The organism is Nonomuraea sp. NPDC052129, assembly GCF_040680095.1.
Classification (GTDB): Bacteria; Actinomycetota; Actinomycetes; order Streptosporangiales; family Streptosporangiaceae; genus Nonomuraea.
Map to the genome: position 1 here is coordinate 62,107 of NZ_JBFAVX010000014.1, position 17,776 is coordinate 79,882.

A 17,776-nucleotide genomic window follows, 5' to 3' on the forward strand; every position below is an offset into this window, starting at 1 on the left:
TCACGGTGAGTCCCTGCGTGCGACCCCATGAGAGTGCTGACAGATGGATGATCACCTGCTCGGCTGGCTACGAACACTTGACGAAGACAGGCTGGGCCGCATCCTGGCGACCCGGCCCGACGCTATCGCGGCCCCCTGGCCGCGGCGGCTCGACACCCTTGCCCAACGGCTCGGCAACGGATTCGCCGTGATGGAGGCCCTGCGCGGCCTGCCTCTTCCCTGCCTTGAGCTGGCTCAGGCGTGCCTGGTCGTGCGGCACGCCACTCCCGAGCGGCTGGCGGCCTTCCTCGGCGTGCCGGCCGAGGAGCTGACCCCCTGGCTCGACCTCCTGCATGACCACGCGCTGGCCTGGCCCGACGGCAAGGGCGTCATCCGCCTGGCCGAGCCCGTGTCGCGGTGGTGGACCGCGCCCCTCGGCCTGGGCGAGCCGCTCGACCACTACCTCAACTCCTGGACGATCAGCAACGACACGCTGCGCTCGCTCGCCAGAAACCTGGGGCTCCCGCCCGACGGCAACAAGCGCCGCACGGTCAGCCGGGCCAGCGAGGTGCTCGGCGACCGGGCCCGGCTCGACGCGCTGCTGCGCACCGCCCCCGAGGGCACGATCCGGCTGCTGGACAGCTTCGCCTGGGAGGGCCCCGTACGCGACGTCGACGGCGGCCGGTTCGTCATGCCCGGCACGCCGGAGAAGTGGTCCGCCGACCACGGGCTCCTCTACCGGCCGAGCTGGCACGTGGCCGAGATGCCCCGCGAGGTGGCGCTCGGCCTGCGCGGTAGCGACTACCACCCGCCCTTCACCCCCGAACCGCCCGAGGTGGCCACCATCCCGATCGACCCGGAAGAGGTCGACCACCTGATGACGCTGGCCGCTCCGCACGTGGTGGAACGGTGCGCGGCACTCCTCGACAACGCCTCCAAGACGCCGCTGCCGCTGCTCAAGACCGGTGGCGTGGGCGTACGCGAGGTACGCAGGATGGCCAAGGAGACCGGCTGCGACGAGGACGAGACCCGGCTGCTGCTGGAGATCTGCACCGTGGCCAGGCTGCTGGCCTGGGACGAGCCGTCCGGCGGCATGATCCCCACCGAGCGGTTCGACCGCTGGCGGCTCGACGAGGGCTCGGCCAGGCTGCGGGTGCTGCTGTCGGCCTGGTGGCGCATGGAGCGCTCGTCACTGCGCAAGATCGACGGCAAGTACGGCACCGTGCTGGGCGACGATCAATCGGGCGCCGCCGTGGCGCGCGTGCGCCGGGCGGTGCTGTCGGTCCTGTCCCACCTGCCGGCCGGCACCGCCTTCGCCGATCGCGCCGGCCTGGTCCGCAACGTCCACTGGCACTCCCCGATGCTCGAGCAGGACCTGCTGGCCGAGTGCGCCTCCGCGGTGCTCGTCGAGGCGCGGCTGCTCGGCCTGCTGGCCAACGACTCGCTGACCGACCTGGGCAGGGCGCTGGCCGGGCTGGCCGCCAAGGCGGGCGAGGAGAGCGACGACGCGGTGCCGCTGGTCGAGCACGACCCGATGCTCGCGGAGGCGGCGACCAGGGCGCTGGCCAGCGTACGCAGGAGCGCGCTGTTCGGCCCCGACCTGACCGCGGTGGTGACGGGACCGCCGTCGGCCGAGCTGGCCGCGCTGCTCGACCGGGTGGCCGAGCGGGAGTCGCGGGGCGCGGCCTCGGTGTGGCGGTTCACCACCGAGAGCGTGCGCCGCGCGCTGGACCACGGCTACGAGGCCGACGAGCTGCTGGAGGAGCTGTCCGGCGTCGGCACCATCCCGCAGCCGCTCGAATACCTCGTACGCGACGTGGCCCGCAGGCACGGCGAGGTGACGGTGACCACGGTGGGCTGCGTGGTGCAGGCCTCCGACCCGACCCTGCTCGCCGAGATCGCCGCTCACCGGCGGCTGAGCCGGCTCGGCCTGCGGCTGCTCGCGCCCACCGTACTGGTGAGCTCGGCGGGCGCCGAGCGGACACTCGCCGCGCTGCGCGAGCACGGCTACTCCCCCGTCCCCGTCGCCGACGGCGGCGAGATCACGATCCGCCGCACCCGCGTCGAGGAGCCCCGCAACGGCAAGCTCATCCTGCTGCCCGGCGGCCAGGTGGCCGAGCTGTCGGAGCTGGCGGCGATCGGCGGGGCCGAGGCGATCCCGCACATCATCGCCGACCCGATCCCCGACCCGCACGAGCACGCCGCCCGCCTGATCACCGCCAGCCGGGCGGCGAACGACCGCGCCGGGCGCACCTGGGCCGTCATCGGCCGGATGGCGACCAGGCTGCCCACGGCGCAGCAGTCGCTGCTGGGCTTCGTCGTGGACCGGGGCGTGCGGGCCGGCATCACGCTGACCGACGGCCTGACCGCGACGATCAGCCACGGCGAGCTCAAGGGCGGCGCCCTCGACGCCTGGTGCGAGGAGGCCGGCGACTACCTGGAGTTCCCGCTGGCCGAGATCGTCGAGGTCACGGGAGCTTATTAGCCTTCTTCAGGTTGGCCACGAGGCCCTCCACGAAGTCGGCGTAGCCCTGGTAGCTGTAGGGGGCCTCGGCGCTCCACGGGTAGAGCTGCCCGGCCTTGACGGCGGGCAGCTTGGCGAAGGTGGGCTTCTTCATCATCTCGGCGGGCTTGAGCGACTGGGTGCGGGTGTCGTAGAGGATGACGTCGGCGTCGTAGGTGTCGGCGTTCTCCCAGCTCAGCGTCTGGAAGAAGCCGCCCTCGTCGATCTTGGCGGGCGTGACGACGGTCAGGCCGTTCTGGGTGAGGTGCACGATGTCCGGATACTCCGGCGGGTTCACCACCCACATGGCGTCGGGGCCCGCCGAGACCATGAGGATCTTGAGATCCTTGAACGCGGCCAGCTCTTTGCTGGCCGCCGCCAGCCGGGCCTTGGCCTCCGGCACCCCCTGTAGGTCTGCGCCCAGCGACGTGGCCAGCTCCTCGTACTTGCCGATCACCTCCATGGCACTGCGCCCGGTGAGCATGATGCCGGCCGTCGGGGCGACCTGCTCGATCGTGGCCTTCGACTTCTCCGGTACGTACCAGAGCGTGCCCTTGATGTACATGCTGCTGACCAGCAGGTCGGGCTGGAGCGCGATGTACTGCTCCACGTTGAACTCGTCCCAGACGTTGCCCAGCCCCGTGACCTTGGCGATGTCGACGTTGCCCACCTGGGGGTCCCTGGCGCCGTCCTTGAGCTTGTGCGGGCCGAAGACGCCGACCGGGCGCACGCCGAAGTCCCACAGCGCCGCCGCGGCGCCGACTTGGGCGACCACCCGGGTGGGGCGCTTGGGCAGGCTGAGCTTCTTGTCCCGGTCGTCGGTGAACGTCCACGCGCCGGCCGCGCCCGACGCGCCGGTCGGGGCCGCCTTGATGGCGGCGCCCTCGTCGCCGCAGGCCGCCAGCGTCAGGGCCGCCGCGACGCCCGCCGTGGCCGCGAAAAAGCCCCTGCGAGGCAGTACCGGTCCCGACATGTCCATCTCCTAAGGTTAGGCTTGCCTTGGTTGTGGGGCTTTACCTTAGCCTCGCCTAAATGTGACCGTGACGAAAGGGGTGCGGGTTGCCCGCGGTGAAAGAGCGCCCGGCCGATGTCGAGCCCGAGGCGTCCCGGGGGCGTCCGGCGGCGCTGGCCGGTGGGCTGGTGGTCGTGTTCGGCGTGCTGGTGCTGGTGGCGATGGCCAGCGTGGCGCTGGGCGCGCGGTCGGTGCCGCTGTCCACGGTGCTGGACGCGCTGACCGCCCCCAACGGGTCCGGCGACCACACGGTCGTCCGCGAGCTGCGCGTCCCGCGAACCCTCCTGGGCATCGGCGTGGGGGCCGCGCTCGGGCTGGCGGGAGCACTGATGCAGAGCCTGACCCGCAACCCGCTGGCCGATCCGGGCCTGCTCGGCATCAACGAAGGTGCCGCGCTGGGCGTCACCCTCGCGCTCGGGCTGTTCGGGCTCACGGACCCGGCCGTCTACGTGTGGTTCGCCTTCGGCGGCGCCGCCGTGGCCTCCGTCGTCGTCTACGCACTGGGCTCGGCCGGCCGCTCAGGCGCCGGTCCGGTACGCCTGGCGCTGGCCGGCATCGCCGTGGGCATGGTGTTCACGGCGGTGGCCTCGGCCATCCTGCGCATGGACCCGCAGACGTTCGACCGGATGCGGTTCTGGCTCACCGGCTCGCTGGCCGGGCAGACCTCCGACGTACTGCTGCGGATCGCGCCCTTCATGGTCGTCGGCCTGGTGGTGGGGCTGCTGCTGGCAAGGCCGCTGAACATGCTGGCGCTGGGCGACGACGCCGGCAAGGCCCTGGGCGTGGCCGTCACCCGCACCCGGGTCCTCACGGCCGTGTCGGTCACGCTGCTGTGCGGCTCCGCCACGGCCGCGGCCGGGCCGCTGTGGTTCGTCGGGCTGGCCGTGCCGCACGCCGTACGCGCGGTGGTGGGTCAGGATCAGCGGTGGGTGCTGCCGTACACGGTGCTGGCCGCGCCGGCGCTGCTGCTGGCGGCGGACGTGGCCGGGCGGCTCATCGCCCGGCCCGGCGAGGTGCAGGTGGGCATCATGTGCGCCGTGGTCGGCGCGCCGATCTTCATCCTGATGGCCAGGCGCAGGAGGCTGACCGCGCTATGAGCATCCGTCTCGGTCCCTGGTCCGTACGGCTGGCGCCGCGGGCCCTCGTCGTCGCCCTGGTCCTCGTCCTGATCGCGTTCGCCGTGACCGTGGCGGCGATCTCGACCGGCGAGTTCACCGTGTCCGTACCCGATGTGCTGAGCGCGCTGTTCGGCCAGGGCACGCCCGTCGCCGAGCTGATCGTGAGCAAGCTGCGCGCGCCCCGGGTGGTCACCGGGCTGCTGGTGGGCGCGGCGTTCGGCCTGAGCGGCGCGATCTTCCAGAGCCTGACCAGGAACCCGCTCGGCAGCCCCGACTTCATCGGCTTCACCGCCGGCGCCTCCACGGGCGGCATCCTCGGCGTGATCGCGGGCGGCACGGCGCTGCAGATCGCGGGCGGCGCGCTGGCGGGCTGCGTCGGGACCGCCGTGCTGGTGTACGCGCTGGCCCATCGCGGGGGCGTGCAGGGCTACCGGCTGGTCCTCGTCGGGATCGGCGCGAACGCGCTGCTCCTGTCCGCCAACTCCTACCTGCTGACCAGGGCCAACATCAACGACGCCGCGACCGCGGGCGCGTGGCTCACGGGCAGCCTCAGCGGGCGCGGCTGGGACCACGCGATCCCGGTGGCGGTGGCGCTCGCGGTGCTGCTCCCGGTCTGCGCCGCCGTGTCGCGGCCGATGCGGATGCTGGAGATGGGCGACGACTCGGCGCGGGCCATGGGCATCAGGGTCGAGGCCGTACGGGCCACGGCCATCACCGTGGGCGTACTGCTCTGCGCGGTCGCCACGGCCGCCGCCGGGCCGGTCATCTTCGTCGCCCTGGCGGCTCCGCAGCTGGCCAGGCGGCTGACCCGGTCGCCCGGCGTGACAATGGGAGCTTCGGCGCTCATGGGCGCCGTCCTGCTGACCGGCGCCGATCTGGCGGCCCAGCGCGCACTCGCCCCCACACAGCTGCCCGTCGGCGTGCTCACGGCCGCGATCGGCGGCGCCTACCTCGCCCTGCTCCTCCGAAGGGACCGCCACTGATGCTCCTCCGAAAAGCCCGACACTGATGCCCGCGCGAAAGGACCGCCACTGATGGCACTCCCCCAGTCCGAGTCCGCCCGGCTGTCGGGCAGCGACCTCACCCTCGCCTACGACCAGCGCGTCGTGGCGGCCGAGCTGGACGTGACGATCCCCGACGAGTCGTTCACCGTGATCATCGGCCCGAACGCCTGTGGCAAGTCCACCCTCCTGCGCGCCCTGGCCAGAATGCTCAAGCCCAGGAAGGGCGCGGTCCACCTCGACGGCAGCGTGATCACCTCGCTGCCGTCGAAGGAGGTGGCCAGGCGACTCGGCCTGCTGCCGCAGAGCTCGATCGTGCCCGACGGCATCACCGTGACGGACCTGGTGGCCCGCGGCCGCTACCCGCACCAGAAGCTGATGCGGCAGTGGTCACGCGCGGACGAGGTCGCGGTGACCGAGGCGATGCGCGCCACCGACGTGTCCGAACTGGCCGACCGGATCGTGGACGAGCTGTCCGGCGGCCAGCGGCAGCGCGTGTGGCTGGCCATGGCGCTGGCCCAGGAGACGCCGATCCTGCTGCTCGACGAGCCGACGACGTTCCTCGACATCTCCCACCAGATCGAGGTGCTGGACCTCTGCGCCGACCTGCACGAGGCCGGACGCACGATGGTAGCGGTCCTGCACGACCTCAACCAGGCGTGCCGCTACGCCACTCACCTCATCGTCATGCGCGACGGCGCCATCGTGGCCGAGGGCGAACCGGCCGGGATCATCACGCCCGACCTGGTCGCCCAGGTGTTCGACCTGCGCTGCGAGATCATCGAAGACCCTCAGTCGGGCACTCCGCTCATCATCCCGGAGGCACGCCGCCAGGTGAGAACGACGGCCTGATCCACCGGCTCGCCCCTCTCATCCCGCTCTCACCCCACCAGGGCCCCGACCAGGGCGGTGATCGCGTCGCGGGCGCGAGCCTCGCCGTACTCCTGCCTGAGCACGCCCGCCACCTCCGCGGCGGTCGCCGCCAGCAGCGCGTGGGACAGGACGTCCGCGTCGGACCCCGGGCGCGAGGCCGCCAGCAGGATGGCCGCGTGGCGGTGCCAGAAGCGGTAGGCGCCGATCCGGTAGCGGGCGCCCGGACTGGCCGTCTCGGACATGCGTACCAGGTCGAGGTGGGCGAACAGGTAGTCCAGATAGGCGTCGACGAAGGCGGTGAGCCGGTCGCGCGCGGGCGCACCGGGGCCCAGCGGCGGCGGGCCGGACAGGATGCGTTCCTGCAGCACCCGCTCGCGCTCGTCGAGCAACGCCACCGCCAGCCCCGATTTATCCCCGAATCTGCGGAACAACGTGCCCTTCCCCACCCCGGCCTCCGTCGCTATCGCATCCATGGAGACCGCTTCGACACCCTTCTCAGCGAACAGCCTGGCCGCGGCGGCAAGGACCTTCTCCCTGTTGCGCGCCGCGTCCGCACGTTCGTTGACCGGGCCCGCGCGAAGCAGTTCCAGTCTCTGTCTTGACGAACCGGACCGCGGTCCGTTAGCTTTCGAGCCATCCACAAACCGGACTGTAGTCCATTTGGACCGGAGGCCACAATGACCATCACCCGCGACGAGCTCCGAGCGGCACTCGGCACGGTCACCGTGCTCGACACGCTCGGCGGCGCTTACTACGAACAGCAGCACCTGCCGGGGGCCATCGCGCTGGTCGAGAGCGAGGTCGTCGAGCGCGCGCCCGCGCTGCTGCCCGACAAGGACGCGCCGATCGTCACCTATTGCTCGAACCCGGCCTGCAACAACAGCAAGGCCGTCGCCCGCCGCCTGACCTCCCTTGGCTACACGAACGTGCGCAGGTACGTCGAGGGGATCGAGGACTGGGTGACGGCGGGCCTGCCGGTGGAGTCCTCGTAGAACATCCCGCTTCCACGCGGCGGCGCACGACGCGGACCTGGCCAGGCACTTCCTCCGCGTATCGAACCTGATGGACGCGCCGCCGTCGCTGATGGGCCCGGGGGCGCTGCTCAAAGTGTTCCGCAACGGCGCACCACGAGCGTTGCCAGCGCTCGTGTGACCTCGCGCAGCTCCCGCAGCTCGACCTGCTCCCTGGGGGCGTGCGCGTACCGTACGTCGCCGGGGCCGTAGTGCAGCGCCGGGATCCCGCCGGCCGCGTAGAGCCGCAGGTCGCTCCCGTACGGCGCGGCCTTCTCCATCGGCCGCGCGCCCGTCGTGTCGGCGATGGCCCCGGTCACCTCCGCCAGCAGCGGGTGCGCCTCGGGCAGCCGCCCGCTGGCGAACTGGCCGCCCGGCCAGGTGATCGCCGGTGGGTGGTCGCGCAGCCACGGGTGCGCGACCGTCAGCACCGCCTCCTCGAACGCGGCCCGCGCCGCCGCCGGGTCCTCGTCGAGCCGGACGCCCATCCGGCCCTCCGCGACGAGCAGGTCGGGCACGCTGCTGGCCCAGTCGCCCGCCCGCACGGTGCCGACCTCGATCGGGTACGGCATCGCGTTCCCGGCGAAGACGGCCGGCACGTCACGGTTGCGCTCGGCCTCCAGTCGCCGGATCGCCTCGAACACCGGCCAGAACACCTCGACCGCGTTGACCCCCTCGTACCGGGTGGCCCCGTGCGCGGCCCGGCCCACCACCTCCAGCCGGAACGTCAGCGCCCCCGCGTTGGCCGTGATGACGGCGCCACTGGTGGGCTCGGTGATGACCGCCGCCTCCGCCGTGTGGCCCCTGGCCAGCGTGGCGAACGCGCCGAGGCCGCCGTCCTCCTCGCTGATCACGCAGTGCACAGCAAGCGGGCGGGCCAGCCGTACCCCGGCCTTCTTGAGCGCGCGGACGACGGCGAGGTTGGCCACCAGCCCGGCCTTCATGTCGCAGGCGCCGCGACCGTGCAGGGTGTCGCCGGTGATCCTGGCGGCGAACGGGTCGTGCCCCGCCCACTGGGCCGGGTCGCCGATGGGCACGACGTCGACGTGGCCCTGCAGGGCCAGTGCCGGCGTGCCTTCGCCGCCGGTCACGGCCACCACGCCGTAGCCCTCGGCCCGGGGCGCCTCGGTGCCGGGGAAGCCCGCGCGGCGGCCGAGGTCGTCGAGGTCCAGCTTCCAGACGTCCACGTCCAGATCGGCCTCGGTGAGCACGCGGGCGACGCGGTGCTGCAACTCGGACTCCGCGTCGGTCCCCGTCACGCTGGGCACTCTGACGGTCTCGGCCAGCAGGTTCACGGTGTCGGTGTCGTCGATGGCCTGGAGGACCCTGGCTTCCGCGTCGCGCATGGAGCCCACCATCTCATGGCGTGAACCTCTGTGATGATTCGTGGCGATACATGGGAGGAGGTGCGGGTGCGAACTTTGGTGAGCGTTCTGGTGTGGTTGGTGGTGACTCCGCTCGCGGTGTGGGCGGCGCTGCGGGTGAGTCCGTACGACGGGTTGTGGCCGTGGGTGCCGATCGTGGCGTTCACGCCGTACGCCGCGGCGGCCTCCGTACTCGCCCTCGTCCTGGCCGGGGCGCTGCGGCGGTGGGTCGCCGGGGCGGTCGCGCTCGTCACCGTGGCGGCCCTGGCGCTGGCCGTACTGCCTCGCTGGTTCGCCGACGGAGAGCCGGTGGCGGGCGGCGGGCCGGTCGCGGGCGGCGGGCCGGTCGCGGACGGCGAGTCGGTCGCGGGCGGGCGGACGTTGCGGGTGCTGGCGGCCAACCTGATGGTGGGCTCGGCCGACACTGCGGGGCTGATGGACCTGGTCGCCAGGCTCCGGCCGGACGTCCTGACGCTGCAGGAGCTCACCCCCAAGGCCGCGGCGGCCCTGGACCGGGCGGGTCTGCGCAAGGTGTTGCCGCAGGCCGTGGTCCGGGCGCTGCCCGGTGTGGGCGGCTCCGGCGTCTACTCGCGCTATCCGCTCACGGCGGGGCCGGCCATCCAGTTCGGGGCGTTCGGGCAGGCCAGGGCGGTGCTCGCGGAGCCGGGCGGGACGAAGATCGAGGTGGTGTCGGTGCATCCGTGCGCGCCCAAGTACGAGGGACGTACGCCCTGCTGGCGGCAGGGGCTGGTCGCGCTGCCTCGTGGCGGTGGGGCCGCGCGGGTGCTCGCCGGCGACTTCAACGCCACGCTCGACCACGTACCGATGCGCGACCTGCTGGCCGCCGGCTACCGCGACGCTGCGGACGCCACCGGACGGGGGTTCACCGCGACGTACTGGCCCAGCGGCGGGCGGGCTCCCGGCGTGGTGATCGACCATGTGCTGGCCTCCGCCGGGATGGGGGTACGCGCGTTCTCGGTCGAGTACCTGGGCAACACCGACCATCGGCCCGTCTTCGCCGAGCTCACACTGCCCTGACGTCGCCATTGCCGGTTCGCGGGAGTCCGGATGACCGTAAACTGAGCGCGTGGTAGCACCCAAGTTCGAGATCCAGATGCTCAACGACCGGGTGATGATCCGGCTTGAGCAAGAGACCGAGGAGCGGCGCAGCGGCTCCGGGATCGTCATCCCCGCGACGGTCAAGATGGCCAACCGGCTGGCCTGGGGCGAGGTCTGCGGGGTCGGCTCGAACGTACGCGCGGTCAAGGTGGGCGACAAGGTGCTGCTCAACCCGGAGGACCAGTTCGAGGTGGAGTTGCACGCGCAGGTCTACCTCGTCATGCGCGAGCGCGACCTGCACGCCGTCGCCACGCAGGAGACCGACCACGGCACCGGCCTCTACCTGTAGCCGCCGTCAGCGTGCGGTCCGGGCGAAGGTCATCCAGAGGCGCGCCTTCCACGTCTGGGACGGGATACCGGCCAGCACCCGCGTGACCTTGCCCGTCAGGTCGACCACCGACAGCCGGTAGGCGCCCTGGTGGGCCATGACCGCGATGACATGGCTGTCGTCCCACCAGCCCCAGAGCATCTCGGGGCTGACGGCCACCCGGCTCGCGATCTTGCCCGTGGCCGGGTTCACCAGGCAGAGCTGCTCCTTGAAGCGGGTGGGGCACCACGTGGTCAGGCGGCCGCCCGACGGCGAGTAGGCGTCCTCCGGCCCGGTCGGCAGCCCGACGCCCACGAACGTGCGCAAGGCCGCGCCGTCACTGGCCCGGTAGGTCCGCAGGCCGCCGCCGAACCTGGCGACGAGGTCGCCGCCGGGGCTCCACCAGAAGTCCGCGCCCCCGTCGAGCCCGGCCGGGCGGACCGTACGCGCGGTGCCCGCCACCACGTCGACGACGGTGAAGCCGACGGTCCGCCACTTCCCGCCGGACTTCTGCTCGACGGTGAGCGCCACCCGCTTGCCGTCGCGCGACCATGAGATGTACGAGGCGGCCAGGGGTTTCTTGACCGTACGCACCCGCCTGGTCTGGCCGCTGGCGCGGTCGGTGAGCAGGAGGGAGTCGTAGCCTGCCCGGTAGGACTTCGGGACGCCGGCCACCGTGGCGGCGTCGGGTGAGACCGCCGCCTCCGACAGGGTCGGCTGATTGGCGAACGTGTTGCCGGTCTTGGCCCTGAGGTAGGTGCTCTTGGTGCCCAGGCCGTAGCTGCTGAGCCGTACGGGATCACCCGCTTTTTCCTGATATTTCACACTGACGCCGGGAAGGGGCAGTGCGTCCGCTTGGGCGGTCGGGAGCTCGGCGGTACCGGCAGTGTCTGCGGTACCGGCGGGCGAGGCCGGAGCGAGCAGGGCGAGCGACAGGGCGACGGCGATGTGGGCGATCACGCCCCGCAGAATAGGCACCGGATGGCCCGAATTCCGGCAGCGATAACGACCCGGTCTAGATAACGCGCTGGGCCAGCGCGATCAGATCGATGCCGAGCGTTCTGAGCCCGATGTAGACGATCACGGCCGCGACGGCCACGGTCACGATGAGCACGATGACGCGGACCGTCCAGCCCTGCCGTTTGTACCATTCGGTCCAGTCGTGCAGCACCCGCTTGCCGAACTCCAGCGCCCGGCGCGCCCAGTGGAACTCGGTGGCCAGCACGGCCAGCCCCGCGAACACGACCAGCCAGCCCGGCCCGGGGAACGGCACCATGATCAGGCCGCCCACCACCATGATCGCGCCGATGGCGCCGATGACGATCTTCAGCGTGAGCGCGCCCGCGCGGGTGGACCGGATGCCGTCCAGCCAGCCGTGGATGCCCGACCGGCGCTCGGGCATGCTGGAACGGTCTGCCGACTCATCCTTGATCGCGTCGGCGTCTCCGGTCTCGGAGTCCTGGATCGGCAACGTACTCCCCCGCACGGTCGATGTGCCCCCCAGGATACGGCCCAGCGGCCCTGAAATAGGTTGCCTTACCAACCCGACAACCCGCCAAATCGACAAACCGCTCAAAACGTAAAATTTCATGCTTTTATAGGCGACTTCGGGCAAAAATCGGTTACCGTCTCCTATGCCCGAGGCCATGCTTCGTACCGTCACCGGTCCCGTACCCGCGACCGCCATCGACGGCGCCGTCCTTCCCCGCGAGCACCTGCGCACCGACATGCGCTGGGCGACCGGCATCGACTCCGACCCCTATCGGTGGCTCGACGAGGACCAGACCGTCACCACCGAACTCCGCGAGGTGCGCCAGTCCGACCACCTCGGCTTGATCATCGATCTTACCTGCCTGGGCATGGGCCGCGACGCCGCCGCCCTGGCCCGGATCGCGATGGGCAGCCGGGTTCCGGTGATCGCCTCGACCGGCCTGTTCGCCGGACCGTTCAGCGGCCCCCGCGACGCGGACGTCGAGACGCTCACGAAGCGGCTGATGAGCGAGATCTCCGACGGCCTCGACGACATCGGCGTGTTCCCCGGCGTGATCGGCCAGGCCGGCTGCTGCGGCACCGAGCCCACCCCGGCCGAAGAACGCGGCCTCATCGCCGCCGCCCGCGCCGCGCTGGCCTCCCGCCTGCCCGTGGCCACGTACGGGCACAACGGGCTGGCGATGCTGGAGATCCTCCTCGCCGAGGGCCTGTCCGGCGACCGGGTGAGCGTGGGCTACACGGGCAGCGACCCGGCCGTCGCCCGCAAGATCGCCGAGGCCGGCGCGTACGTCAGCCTGGGCTCACTCAGCCTCGGCACGGACCAGTCGGCCAGGATCGCACTCGCCCTGATCGAGGACGGCCACGCCGACCGCCTCCTGCTCAGCACCGGCGTGAGCCGGATCGCCCAGGTCAACCGGTACGGCGGGCCCGGCTACGCGCACCTCTTTCACACGCTGCTGCCGCGCCTGCGCGAGTCCGGGGTGACCGAGGACACGATCCGCCTCGTCACCCGGGACAACCCGCTGCGCTGGCTCACCAGCGGAGCCGCCTGACCTGGACGGCGTTGCAGGTGGCCGGCCGCGCTCCAGGCGGAGTCGCTTGACCCGAACCGCGCCCCAGGTGACCGGGGTTGCCACGGCGGCTGACCGCCCACCACAAGATCGTCTCGTGGGGGTCCGGGCGGTCCGGCCGCCAACCGGAGGGCCGGAAACTGGCTAGGATTATGGGCTGAGCGAGCCTGGCCAGGTGGGGGGACGGTGACCGAGCACACGCACAGCGGTGACGGCCCGCGCGGGCCGTTCAAGGCGCTGTCCCGTATGGCCCGGCTGGGTGACGTCCCGGTCGTGATCATGCTGGCCTGGGCCGGCTGGCTGGCCGTCCCGTGGTCCTTCAGCGGCCTGGCCCAGGCACGCGCCGCCGCTGCCGCGGCCGCCGCGGAGGCCGAGCCGCCGCCGGTCATCTCCACGGGCACGGCAGGAGCCGGCACTTCCACCGATGCGATACGGGTCGGCACCACCGCCGATGCCGTACGAACCGGCACCACCGCCGACGCTGCACGAGCCGGTGTCACCGCCGATGCCGTACGAACCGGCTCGCTGGCGACCGCGACGCCCGCCAGGGCCTGGGGCATCCCGGCGGCCCACAGCCTCGCCCCGCCACACCGCACGATCCGCGCCCTCCGTGACGACGCCCCCTGTGACGACGCCCTCCACGCCGATGCCCTCCGTGGCGACGTCCCCTGTGACGGCGCAGTGGGTGACGCCGCATCTGGTGGCGGGCCCCGGGAGAATGTGCTCGCCGCCGAGCGGGCGCGGATCGCCGGGGAGGTGCACGACGCCGCTGGGCACGGGCTGGCGGCCATCGCCCTGCAGGCCGGGCTCGCGCTCGTCACGCTCGACGACGACCCCGAGCAGACGCGCGCCTCGCTGCTGGCGATCAGGGAGACCAGCACGACGGCGCTCACCCAGCTACGCGCCGCACTCGACCGGCTCGACCCGCGCGACAGCACCCATGACCCGCACGCCAGCGCCAATGACACGCGGGACGGTGCCCACGACCTGCCGAGCCTCATCGACGGGGTCCGGGCTGCGGGGCTCGCGGTGGACATGGAGCCCGCCGACCCTGTCGTGCCCGCCCACCTCAGCGCGACCGTCTACGGGGTGGTGCGAGAGTCGCTCACCAACGTCCTGCGCCACGCCGGCCCCACGCAGGCGCTCGTCCGGCTGTCCGGCGACCCGGCCGGTCCGCTCGTCCTGGAAATCGCCGACCGAGGCGCCCTCCGAAGCACTGGTCAAGGCGCCGACCGGCTAGGAGCGGCCGAGGAGCGCGGCCGGGCAGGCATGACCGAGGGCCGGGGACTGGCCGGGATGCGGGCCAGGGTGCTCGCCGCAGGCGGACGCTTCACGGCGGGCCCACGGGACGGCGGCGGCTTCAAGGTCCTCGCCACATTTCCGCAGCAACCCACATTCCAGAACGGCTCAGCTCACCACAACACCGCCGACTCCCCGGCAGACCTCACGTGACCCCCGCCTCAGCCGAGGGACCCGCGGAAGCCAAGGAAGCCGCAGAGGGGCCGGTGATCCGGGTGGCCGTCGCCGACGATCAGGCCGTCGTACGGATGGGGCTCAGGGCGTTGCTGGATCGGGAGCCGGGCCTGGAGTGCGTGGGCGAGGCGGCAGACGGCGCGGCGGCGCTCCAGCTCATCCGCCGCACCCGTCCCGATGTACTCCTGCTCGACATCCGCATGCCCGGCATGGACGGCCTGGCGACCCTGCGGGCCATCGCCGGTGACCGCGAGCTGAGTGGCACCAGGATCGTGGTGGTGACCACGTTCGCCGTGGACGAGTACATCTTCGCCGCGCTCCAGGCCGGAGCCAGCGGATTCCTGCTCAAGGACAGCGCCCCCGACGAACTGGTCGGCGCGGTCCGGGTGGTGGCCGCGGGCGAGGCGCTGCTGTCGCCCGCGATCACCAGGAAGGTCATCGGCCTGTTCGGCCGCCACGGCACCGAGCCGGTCGAGGGCCTCGACACCCTCACGCCGCGCGAACGCGAACTGGTCGCCTGGGTGGCCACCGGCCGGTCCAACGAGGAGATCGCCAAGGAGTTGGTGATCAGCCCCGACACCGTCCGCACGCACGTCAGCCGGGCCATGGTCAAGCTGCGCGCCCGCGACCGCGCCCAATTGGTCGTGTTCGCCATGCGCGCCGGCCTGGCCGTGCCAACATAACCAGCCGACCTGGCCGTACACCAAGGTAGCTATTTCCTGAGAAAGCCCTCGTAGTTGCGCTGCTGAAGCTGCGCCTCGATCTGTTTCACCGTGTCGAGCCCCACCCCCACCATGATCAGAATGCTGGTCCCCCCGAACGGGAAGTTCTGCTGGGTGCTCGGATCCCGCAGGATCGCGAACGCGAGCAGCGGCAGCAGCGCCAGCACCCCCAGGTAGACGGCCCCGGGCGCGGTCAGCCGCGACAGCACGTACGCCAGATACCGCGCGGTCGGCGCGCCAGGGCGGATGCCCGGCACGAACCCGCTGTACCGCCGCATGTTGTCGGCCACCTCGACGGGATTGAAGGTGATCGACACGTAGAAGTACGCGAATCCCACGATCAGCAGGAAAAATCCGATCATGTAGAGCGGGTGCGTGCCGGCGGTGATGTTCCGCGACACCCAGCCGCCCACCTCATCACCGAGCAGTGGAGCAGCGAGCGTCGGCAGGTACAACAGCGACGTGGCGAAGATGACCGGCACGATCCCCGCCTGATTGACCTTCAGGGGGATGTAGGTGCTGCTCCCGCCGTACATCCGCCGCCCCACCGCCCGCTTGGCGTACTGCACGGGGATGCGCCGCTGCGCCTGCTCGATGAACACCACGGCCGCCACCAGGAACACCCCGGTCACCAGCAGCATGCCGAAGGCGAACGGGCTGAGCACGAAGATGGTCGACATGTACGACGGGAAGAAGGCCACGACCTGGGTGAACATCAGGATCGACATCCCGTTCCCGATCCCCCGGTCGGTCACCAGCTCGCCCAGCCACATCACCATGCTGGTCCCCGCCACCAGGGTGACCACCACCACCGCGACGCCCAGCAGGCTCTCGTCGCGCAGCAGCGGCTTGGCGCACCCGGGCAGCAGTTGCCCGCCGCGCGCGAGCGCGACCACTGTGGTGGCGTTGAGCACGGCCAGCCCGATGGTCAGGTAACGCGTGTATTGGGTGATCTTCGTCTGCCCCGACTGCCCTTCCTTCCTGAGCGTCTCAAATCGCGGCACGACGACGGTCAGCAGCTGCATCACGATGCTGGCGGTGATGTACGGCATGACGCCCAGCGCGAAGACCGACAGCTTCAGCATCGCGCCCCCGCTGAGCATCTGCACCATGTCGAACAGCCCGCCACGCGCCGTACCCAGGCACTGCTGGACCGCCACGACGTCCACCCCCGGCGCCGGCAGGATCTGCCCCAGCCGGAACAGCCCGATGACGGCCAGCGTGAACAGTAACTTCTTACGGAGATCCGGCACCCGGAACGCCCTGAACAGCACGGTCAGCATGAGCCGAGTCTGTCGGCGCCCCGGCCGCCGGTCGTCCGCCGAGCCGCGTCACCCGCGTACGCAGATCCGCGTACGCGAAACTGACCACATGAGCACGCTTTGGGTGATCAGCGGCCCGCCGGGCGCGGGCAAGTCCACCGTCGCGGCGGCGCTGCTCGCCCGCCTCGACCCGCCGGCCGCCCTGCTCGACAAGGACACCCTGTACGGCGACATCGCCGCCGAGATCCTCCGGGGGTACGGCAGGCACCACGGCGAACGCGAGGGCCCGTGGTACGACGAGCACATCAAGGTGCACGAGTACGCGGGCATGACCAGGACGGCCAGGCAGATCCGCGAGCACGGCTGCCCGGTGCTGCTCGACGGCCCGTTCACGGCGCAGGTGCACTCGGCGCGGCTGTGGGAGCGCTGGGTCGGCGAGCTGGGTGGTGACCCGGTCAGGCTCATCTGGGTCCGCTCGGACGGGCCGACCCTGCGCGAGCGCCTGGTGGCCAGGGGGCTGGAGAAGGACGCGGGCAAGCTGGCGGCGTTCGATGCGTACCTGGCGGCGATCCGGGTGTCCGAGCCGCCGGCCGTACCGCACCTGGAGATCGACAACCGCCCTGGCGCGCCGCCGGTCGGCGAGCAGCTGACGAGGGCCGGCATCCCACCGCGCCTGGATAAATCAGGTTAAGGAACTCGATACTCGTCGTCGCGCGCGTCGATGATCGCCATGTGGCCCGGCAGGTGGCCGATCGCGAAGTCCACGCCGCTGGCCATGATCACCGCCTGCGGCGTCACGCCGCAGGCCCAGAACAGCGGCACCTCGCCGGCCCGCACCTCCACCGGATCGCCGAAGTCGGGCCGGCCGAGGTCGGCGATCCCGATCGCGGCCGGGTCGCCCACGTGCACGGGCGCCCCGTGCACCTGCGGATAGTGGCCGCTGACCTCGATCGCGACGTCCACGAGCGCCACCGGGACCGGCCGCATCGACACCACGAGCGGGCCCGACAGCGGGCCCGACGGGCGGCAGGGCACGCTCGTCCGGTACATCGGCACGTTCGTCCCCAGCTCCAGATGCCTGATCGGCACCCCGGCCCGCAGCAGCGCCTGCTCGAAGGTGAAGCTGCAGCCGATGAGGAAGGCCACGAGGTCGTCACGCCACTCGGCGACCACGTCGTCGAGGTCGGCGACCGGCCGCCCGCCGCGATAGAGGCGGTATCCCGGCAGATCGGTACGCAAGTCGCCCGGGAACAGGGCGGTGGACCAGGCCCCCGGCTCCCCCACGTCCAGCACCGGGCACGCCTGTGCGTTGAGTTGCGCGAACAGCAGCAGCTCGTAGCCCAGCTCCTTGGGCACGGCGATCAGATTGGCCTGCGTCCAGCCGGAGCACCAGCCCGCGGTCGGCACCCGCTCGCCCGCGCGGAAGCGCTCGCGCGCCTGCGCCGGGGTCAGGTCTGCGACATCCACACCTC

Annotated in this window: 18 protein-coding genes; 11 read left to right on the plus strand and 7 right to left on the minus strand. The window is 71.8% G+C overall.

Features of this window, described 5'->3' with window-relative positions; genetic code table 11:
• Window positions 1–43 precede the first annotated feature (43 nt).
• The gene (locus tag AB0L53_RS28675) at window positions 44–2,464 is read left to right on the plus strand and encodes a helicase-associated domain-containing protein (RefSeq protein WP_363999999.1); all 2,421 of its coding nucleotides are present in this window, start codon (window positions 44–46) and stop codon (window positions 2,462–2,464) included.
• On the opposite strand, the gene AB0L53_RS28680 is transcribed toward AB0L53_RS28675, so the two are convergent.
• On the minus strand, window positions 2,448–3,455 hold the full coding sequence (locus AB0L53_RS28680; protein WP_364000002.1) for an ABC transporter substrate-binding protein: 1,008 nt from the start codon (window positions 3,453–3,455) through the stop codon (window positions 2,448–2,450). The genes AB0L53_RS28675 and AB0L53_RS28680 overlap by 17 nt on opposite strands.
• A gap of 95 nt (window positions 3,456–3,550) precedes the next feature.
• Here AB0L53_RS28680 and AB0L53_RS28685 point away from each other — a divergent pair, with 95 nt between their 5' ends.
• From AB0L53_RS28685 to AB0L53_RS28695, 3 genes are read left to right on the plus strand one after another with little or no spacing between them, the layout of a single operon-like run.
• Window positions 3,551–4,591 carry an iron chelate uptake ABC transporter family permease subunit gene (locus tag AB0L53_RS28685; protein WP_364000452.1) on the plus strand — a complete coding sequence of 347 codons (1,041 nt, stop codon included), beginning with the start codon at window positions 3,551–3,553 and terminating at the stop codon, window positions 4,589–4,591.
• Window positions 4,588–5,595, plus strand: coding sequence for an iron chelate uptake ABC transporter family permease subunit (locus AB0L53_RS28690; protein WP_364000005.1), 1,008 nt, complete (start codon window positions 4,588–4,590; stop codon window positions 5,593–5,595). The genes AB0L53_RS28685 and AB0L53_RS28690 overlap by 4 nt, the downstream gene beginning before the upstream one ends.
• 51 nt (window positions 5,596–5,646) lie before the next feature.
• Window positions 5,647–6,465 carry an ABC transporter ATP-binding protein gene (locus tag AB0L53_RS28695; protein ID WP_364000008.1) on the plus strand — a complete coding sequence of 273 codons (819 nt, stop codon included), beginning with the start codon at window positions 5,647–5,649 and terminating at the stop codon, window positions 6,463–6,465.
• A 29-nt stretch (window positions 6,466–6,494) separates the two neighbouring features.
• Here the strand turns inward: AB0L53_RS28695 and AB0L53_RS28700 are convergent, their stop codons facing one another.
• The gene (locus AB0L53_RS28700; protein WP_364000455.1) at window positions 6,495–7,076 is read right to left on the minus strand and encodes a helix-turn-helix domain-containing protein; all 582 of its coding nucleotides are present in this window, start codon (window positions 7,074–7,076) and stop codon (window positions 6,495–6,497) included.
• Window positions 7,077–7,163: 87 nt separating this feature from the next.
• On the opposite strand from AB0L53_RS28700, the gene AB0L53_RS28705 reads away from it, so the two are divergent.
• Window positions 7,164–7,478, plus strand: coding sequence for a rhodanese-like domain-containing protein (locus AB0L53_RS28705; RefSeq protein ID WP_357960031.1), 315 nt, complete (start codon window positions 7,164–7,166; stop codon window positions 7,476–7,478).
• 110 nt (window positions 7,479–7,588) lie between these two features.
• On the opposite strand, the gene AB0L53_RS28710 is transcribed toward AB0L53_RS28705, so the two are convergent.
• Window positions 7,589–8,842, minus strand: a complete 1,254-nt coding sequence (locus AB0L53_RS28710) for an ArgE/DapE family deacylase (RefSeq protein ID WP_364000011.1) — start codon at window positions 8,840–8,842, stop codon at window positions 7,589–7,591.
• Between the two features lie 66 nt (window positions 8,843–8,908).
• On the opposite strand from AB0L53_RS28710, the gene AB0L53_RS28715 reads away from it, so the two are divergent.
• On the plus strand, window positions 8,909–9,898 hold the full coding sequence (locus AB0L53_RS28715; RefSeq protein ID WP_364000014.1) for an endonuclease/exonuclease/phosphatase family protein: 990 nt from the start codon (window positions 8,909–8,911) through the stop codon (window positions 9,896–9,898).
• 49 nt (window positions 9,899–9,947) lie between these two features.
• Window positions 9,948–10,268 carry a co-chaperone GroES gene (locus AB0L53_RS28720; RefSeq protein WP_219533268.1) on the plus strand — a complete coding sequence of 107 codons (321 nt, stop codon included), beginning with the start codon at window positions 9,948–9,950 and terminating at the stop codon, window positions 10,266–10,268.
• Between the two features lie 6 nt (window positions 10,269–10,274).
• Here the strand turns inward: AB0L53_RS28720 and AB0L53_RS28725 are convergent, their stop codons facing one another.
• Together AB0L53_RS28725 and AB0L53_RS28730 are read right to left on the minus strand one after the other, a co-directional pair.
• Window positions 10,275–11,246, minus strand: coding sequence for a hypothetical protein (locus AB0L53_RS28725; protein WP_364000017.1), 972 nt, complete (start codon window positions 11,244–11,246; stop codon window positions 10,275–10,277).
• Window positions 11,247–11,301: 55 nt separating this feature from the next.
• Window positions 11,302–11,757 carry a TIGR02611 family protein gene (locus tag AB0L53_RS28730; RefSeq protein ID WP_357960017.1) on the minus strand — a complete coding sequence of 152 codons (456 nt, stop codon included), beginning with the start codon at window positions 11,755–11,757 and terminating at the stop codon, window positions 11,302–11,304.
• Between the two features lie 175 nt (window positions 11,758–11,932).
• Between AB0L53_RS28730 and AB0L53_RS28735 the strand changes: the two genes are divergently transcribed.
• From AB0L53_RS28735 to AB0L53_RS28745, 3 genes are all read left to right on the plus strand, one after another.
• Entirely contained in the window at window positions 11,933–12,829 is an 897-nt protein-coding gene (locus tag AB0L53_RS28735; RefSeq protein WP_364000020.1) for an aryldialkylphosphatase, read from the plus strand.
• Between the two features lie 204 nt (window positions 12,830–13,033).
• Window positions 13,034–14,299, plus strand: coding sequence for a histidine kinase (locus AB0L53_RS28740; RefSeq protein WP_364000023.1), 1,266 nt, complete (start codon window positions 13,034–13,036; stop codon window positions 14,297–14,299).
• A 53-nt stretch (window positions 14,300–14,352) separates the two neighbouring features.
• On the plus strand, window positions 14,353–15,003 hold the full coding sequence (locus AB0L53_RS28745) for a response regulator transcription factor (protein ID WP_358551220.1): 651 nt from the start codon (window positions 14,353–14,355) through the stop codon (window positions 15,001–15,003).
• A 29-nt stretch (window positions 15,004–15,032) separates the two neighbouring features.
• Here AB0L53_RS28745 and secY read toward each other — a convergent pair whose 3' ends face one another.
• Complete coding sequence (gene secY / locus AB0L53_RS28750) at window positions 15,033–16,325, minus strand: preprotein translocase subunit SecY (protein ID WP_364000026.1); 1,293 nt, start codon at window positions 16,323–16,325, stop codon at window positions 15,033–15,035.
• Window positions 16,326–16,413: 88 nt separating this feature from the next.
• Between secY and AB0L53_RS28755 the strand changes: the two genes are divergently transcribed.
• Window positions 16,414–16,995 carry an ATP-binding protein gene (locus AB0L53_RS28755; RefSeq protein WP_364000029.1) on the plus strand — a complete coding sequence of 194 codons (582 nt, stop codon included), beginning with the start codon at window positions 16,414–16,416 and terminating at the stop codon, window positions 16,993–16,995.
• On the opposite strand, the gene AB0L53_RS28760 is transcribed toward AB0L53_RS28755, so the two are convergent.
• A complete protein-coding gene (locus AB0L53_RS28760) occupies window positions 16,992–17,771 on the minus strand; it encodes a putative hydro-lyase (protein WP_364000032.1) in 780 nt (259 codons plus the stop codon). The two genes, AB0L53_RS28755 and AB0L53_RS28760, sit on opposite strands and share 4 nt — an antisense overlap.
• Window positions 17,772–17,776: the final 5 nt, after the last annotated feature.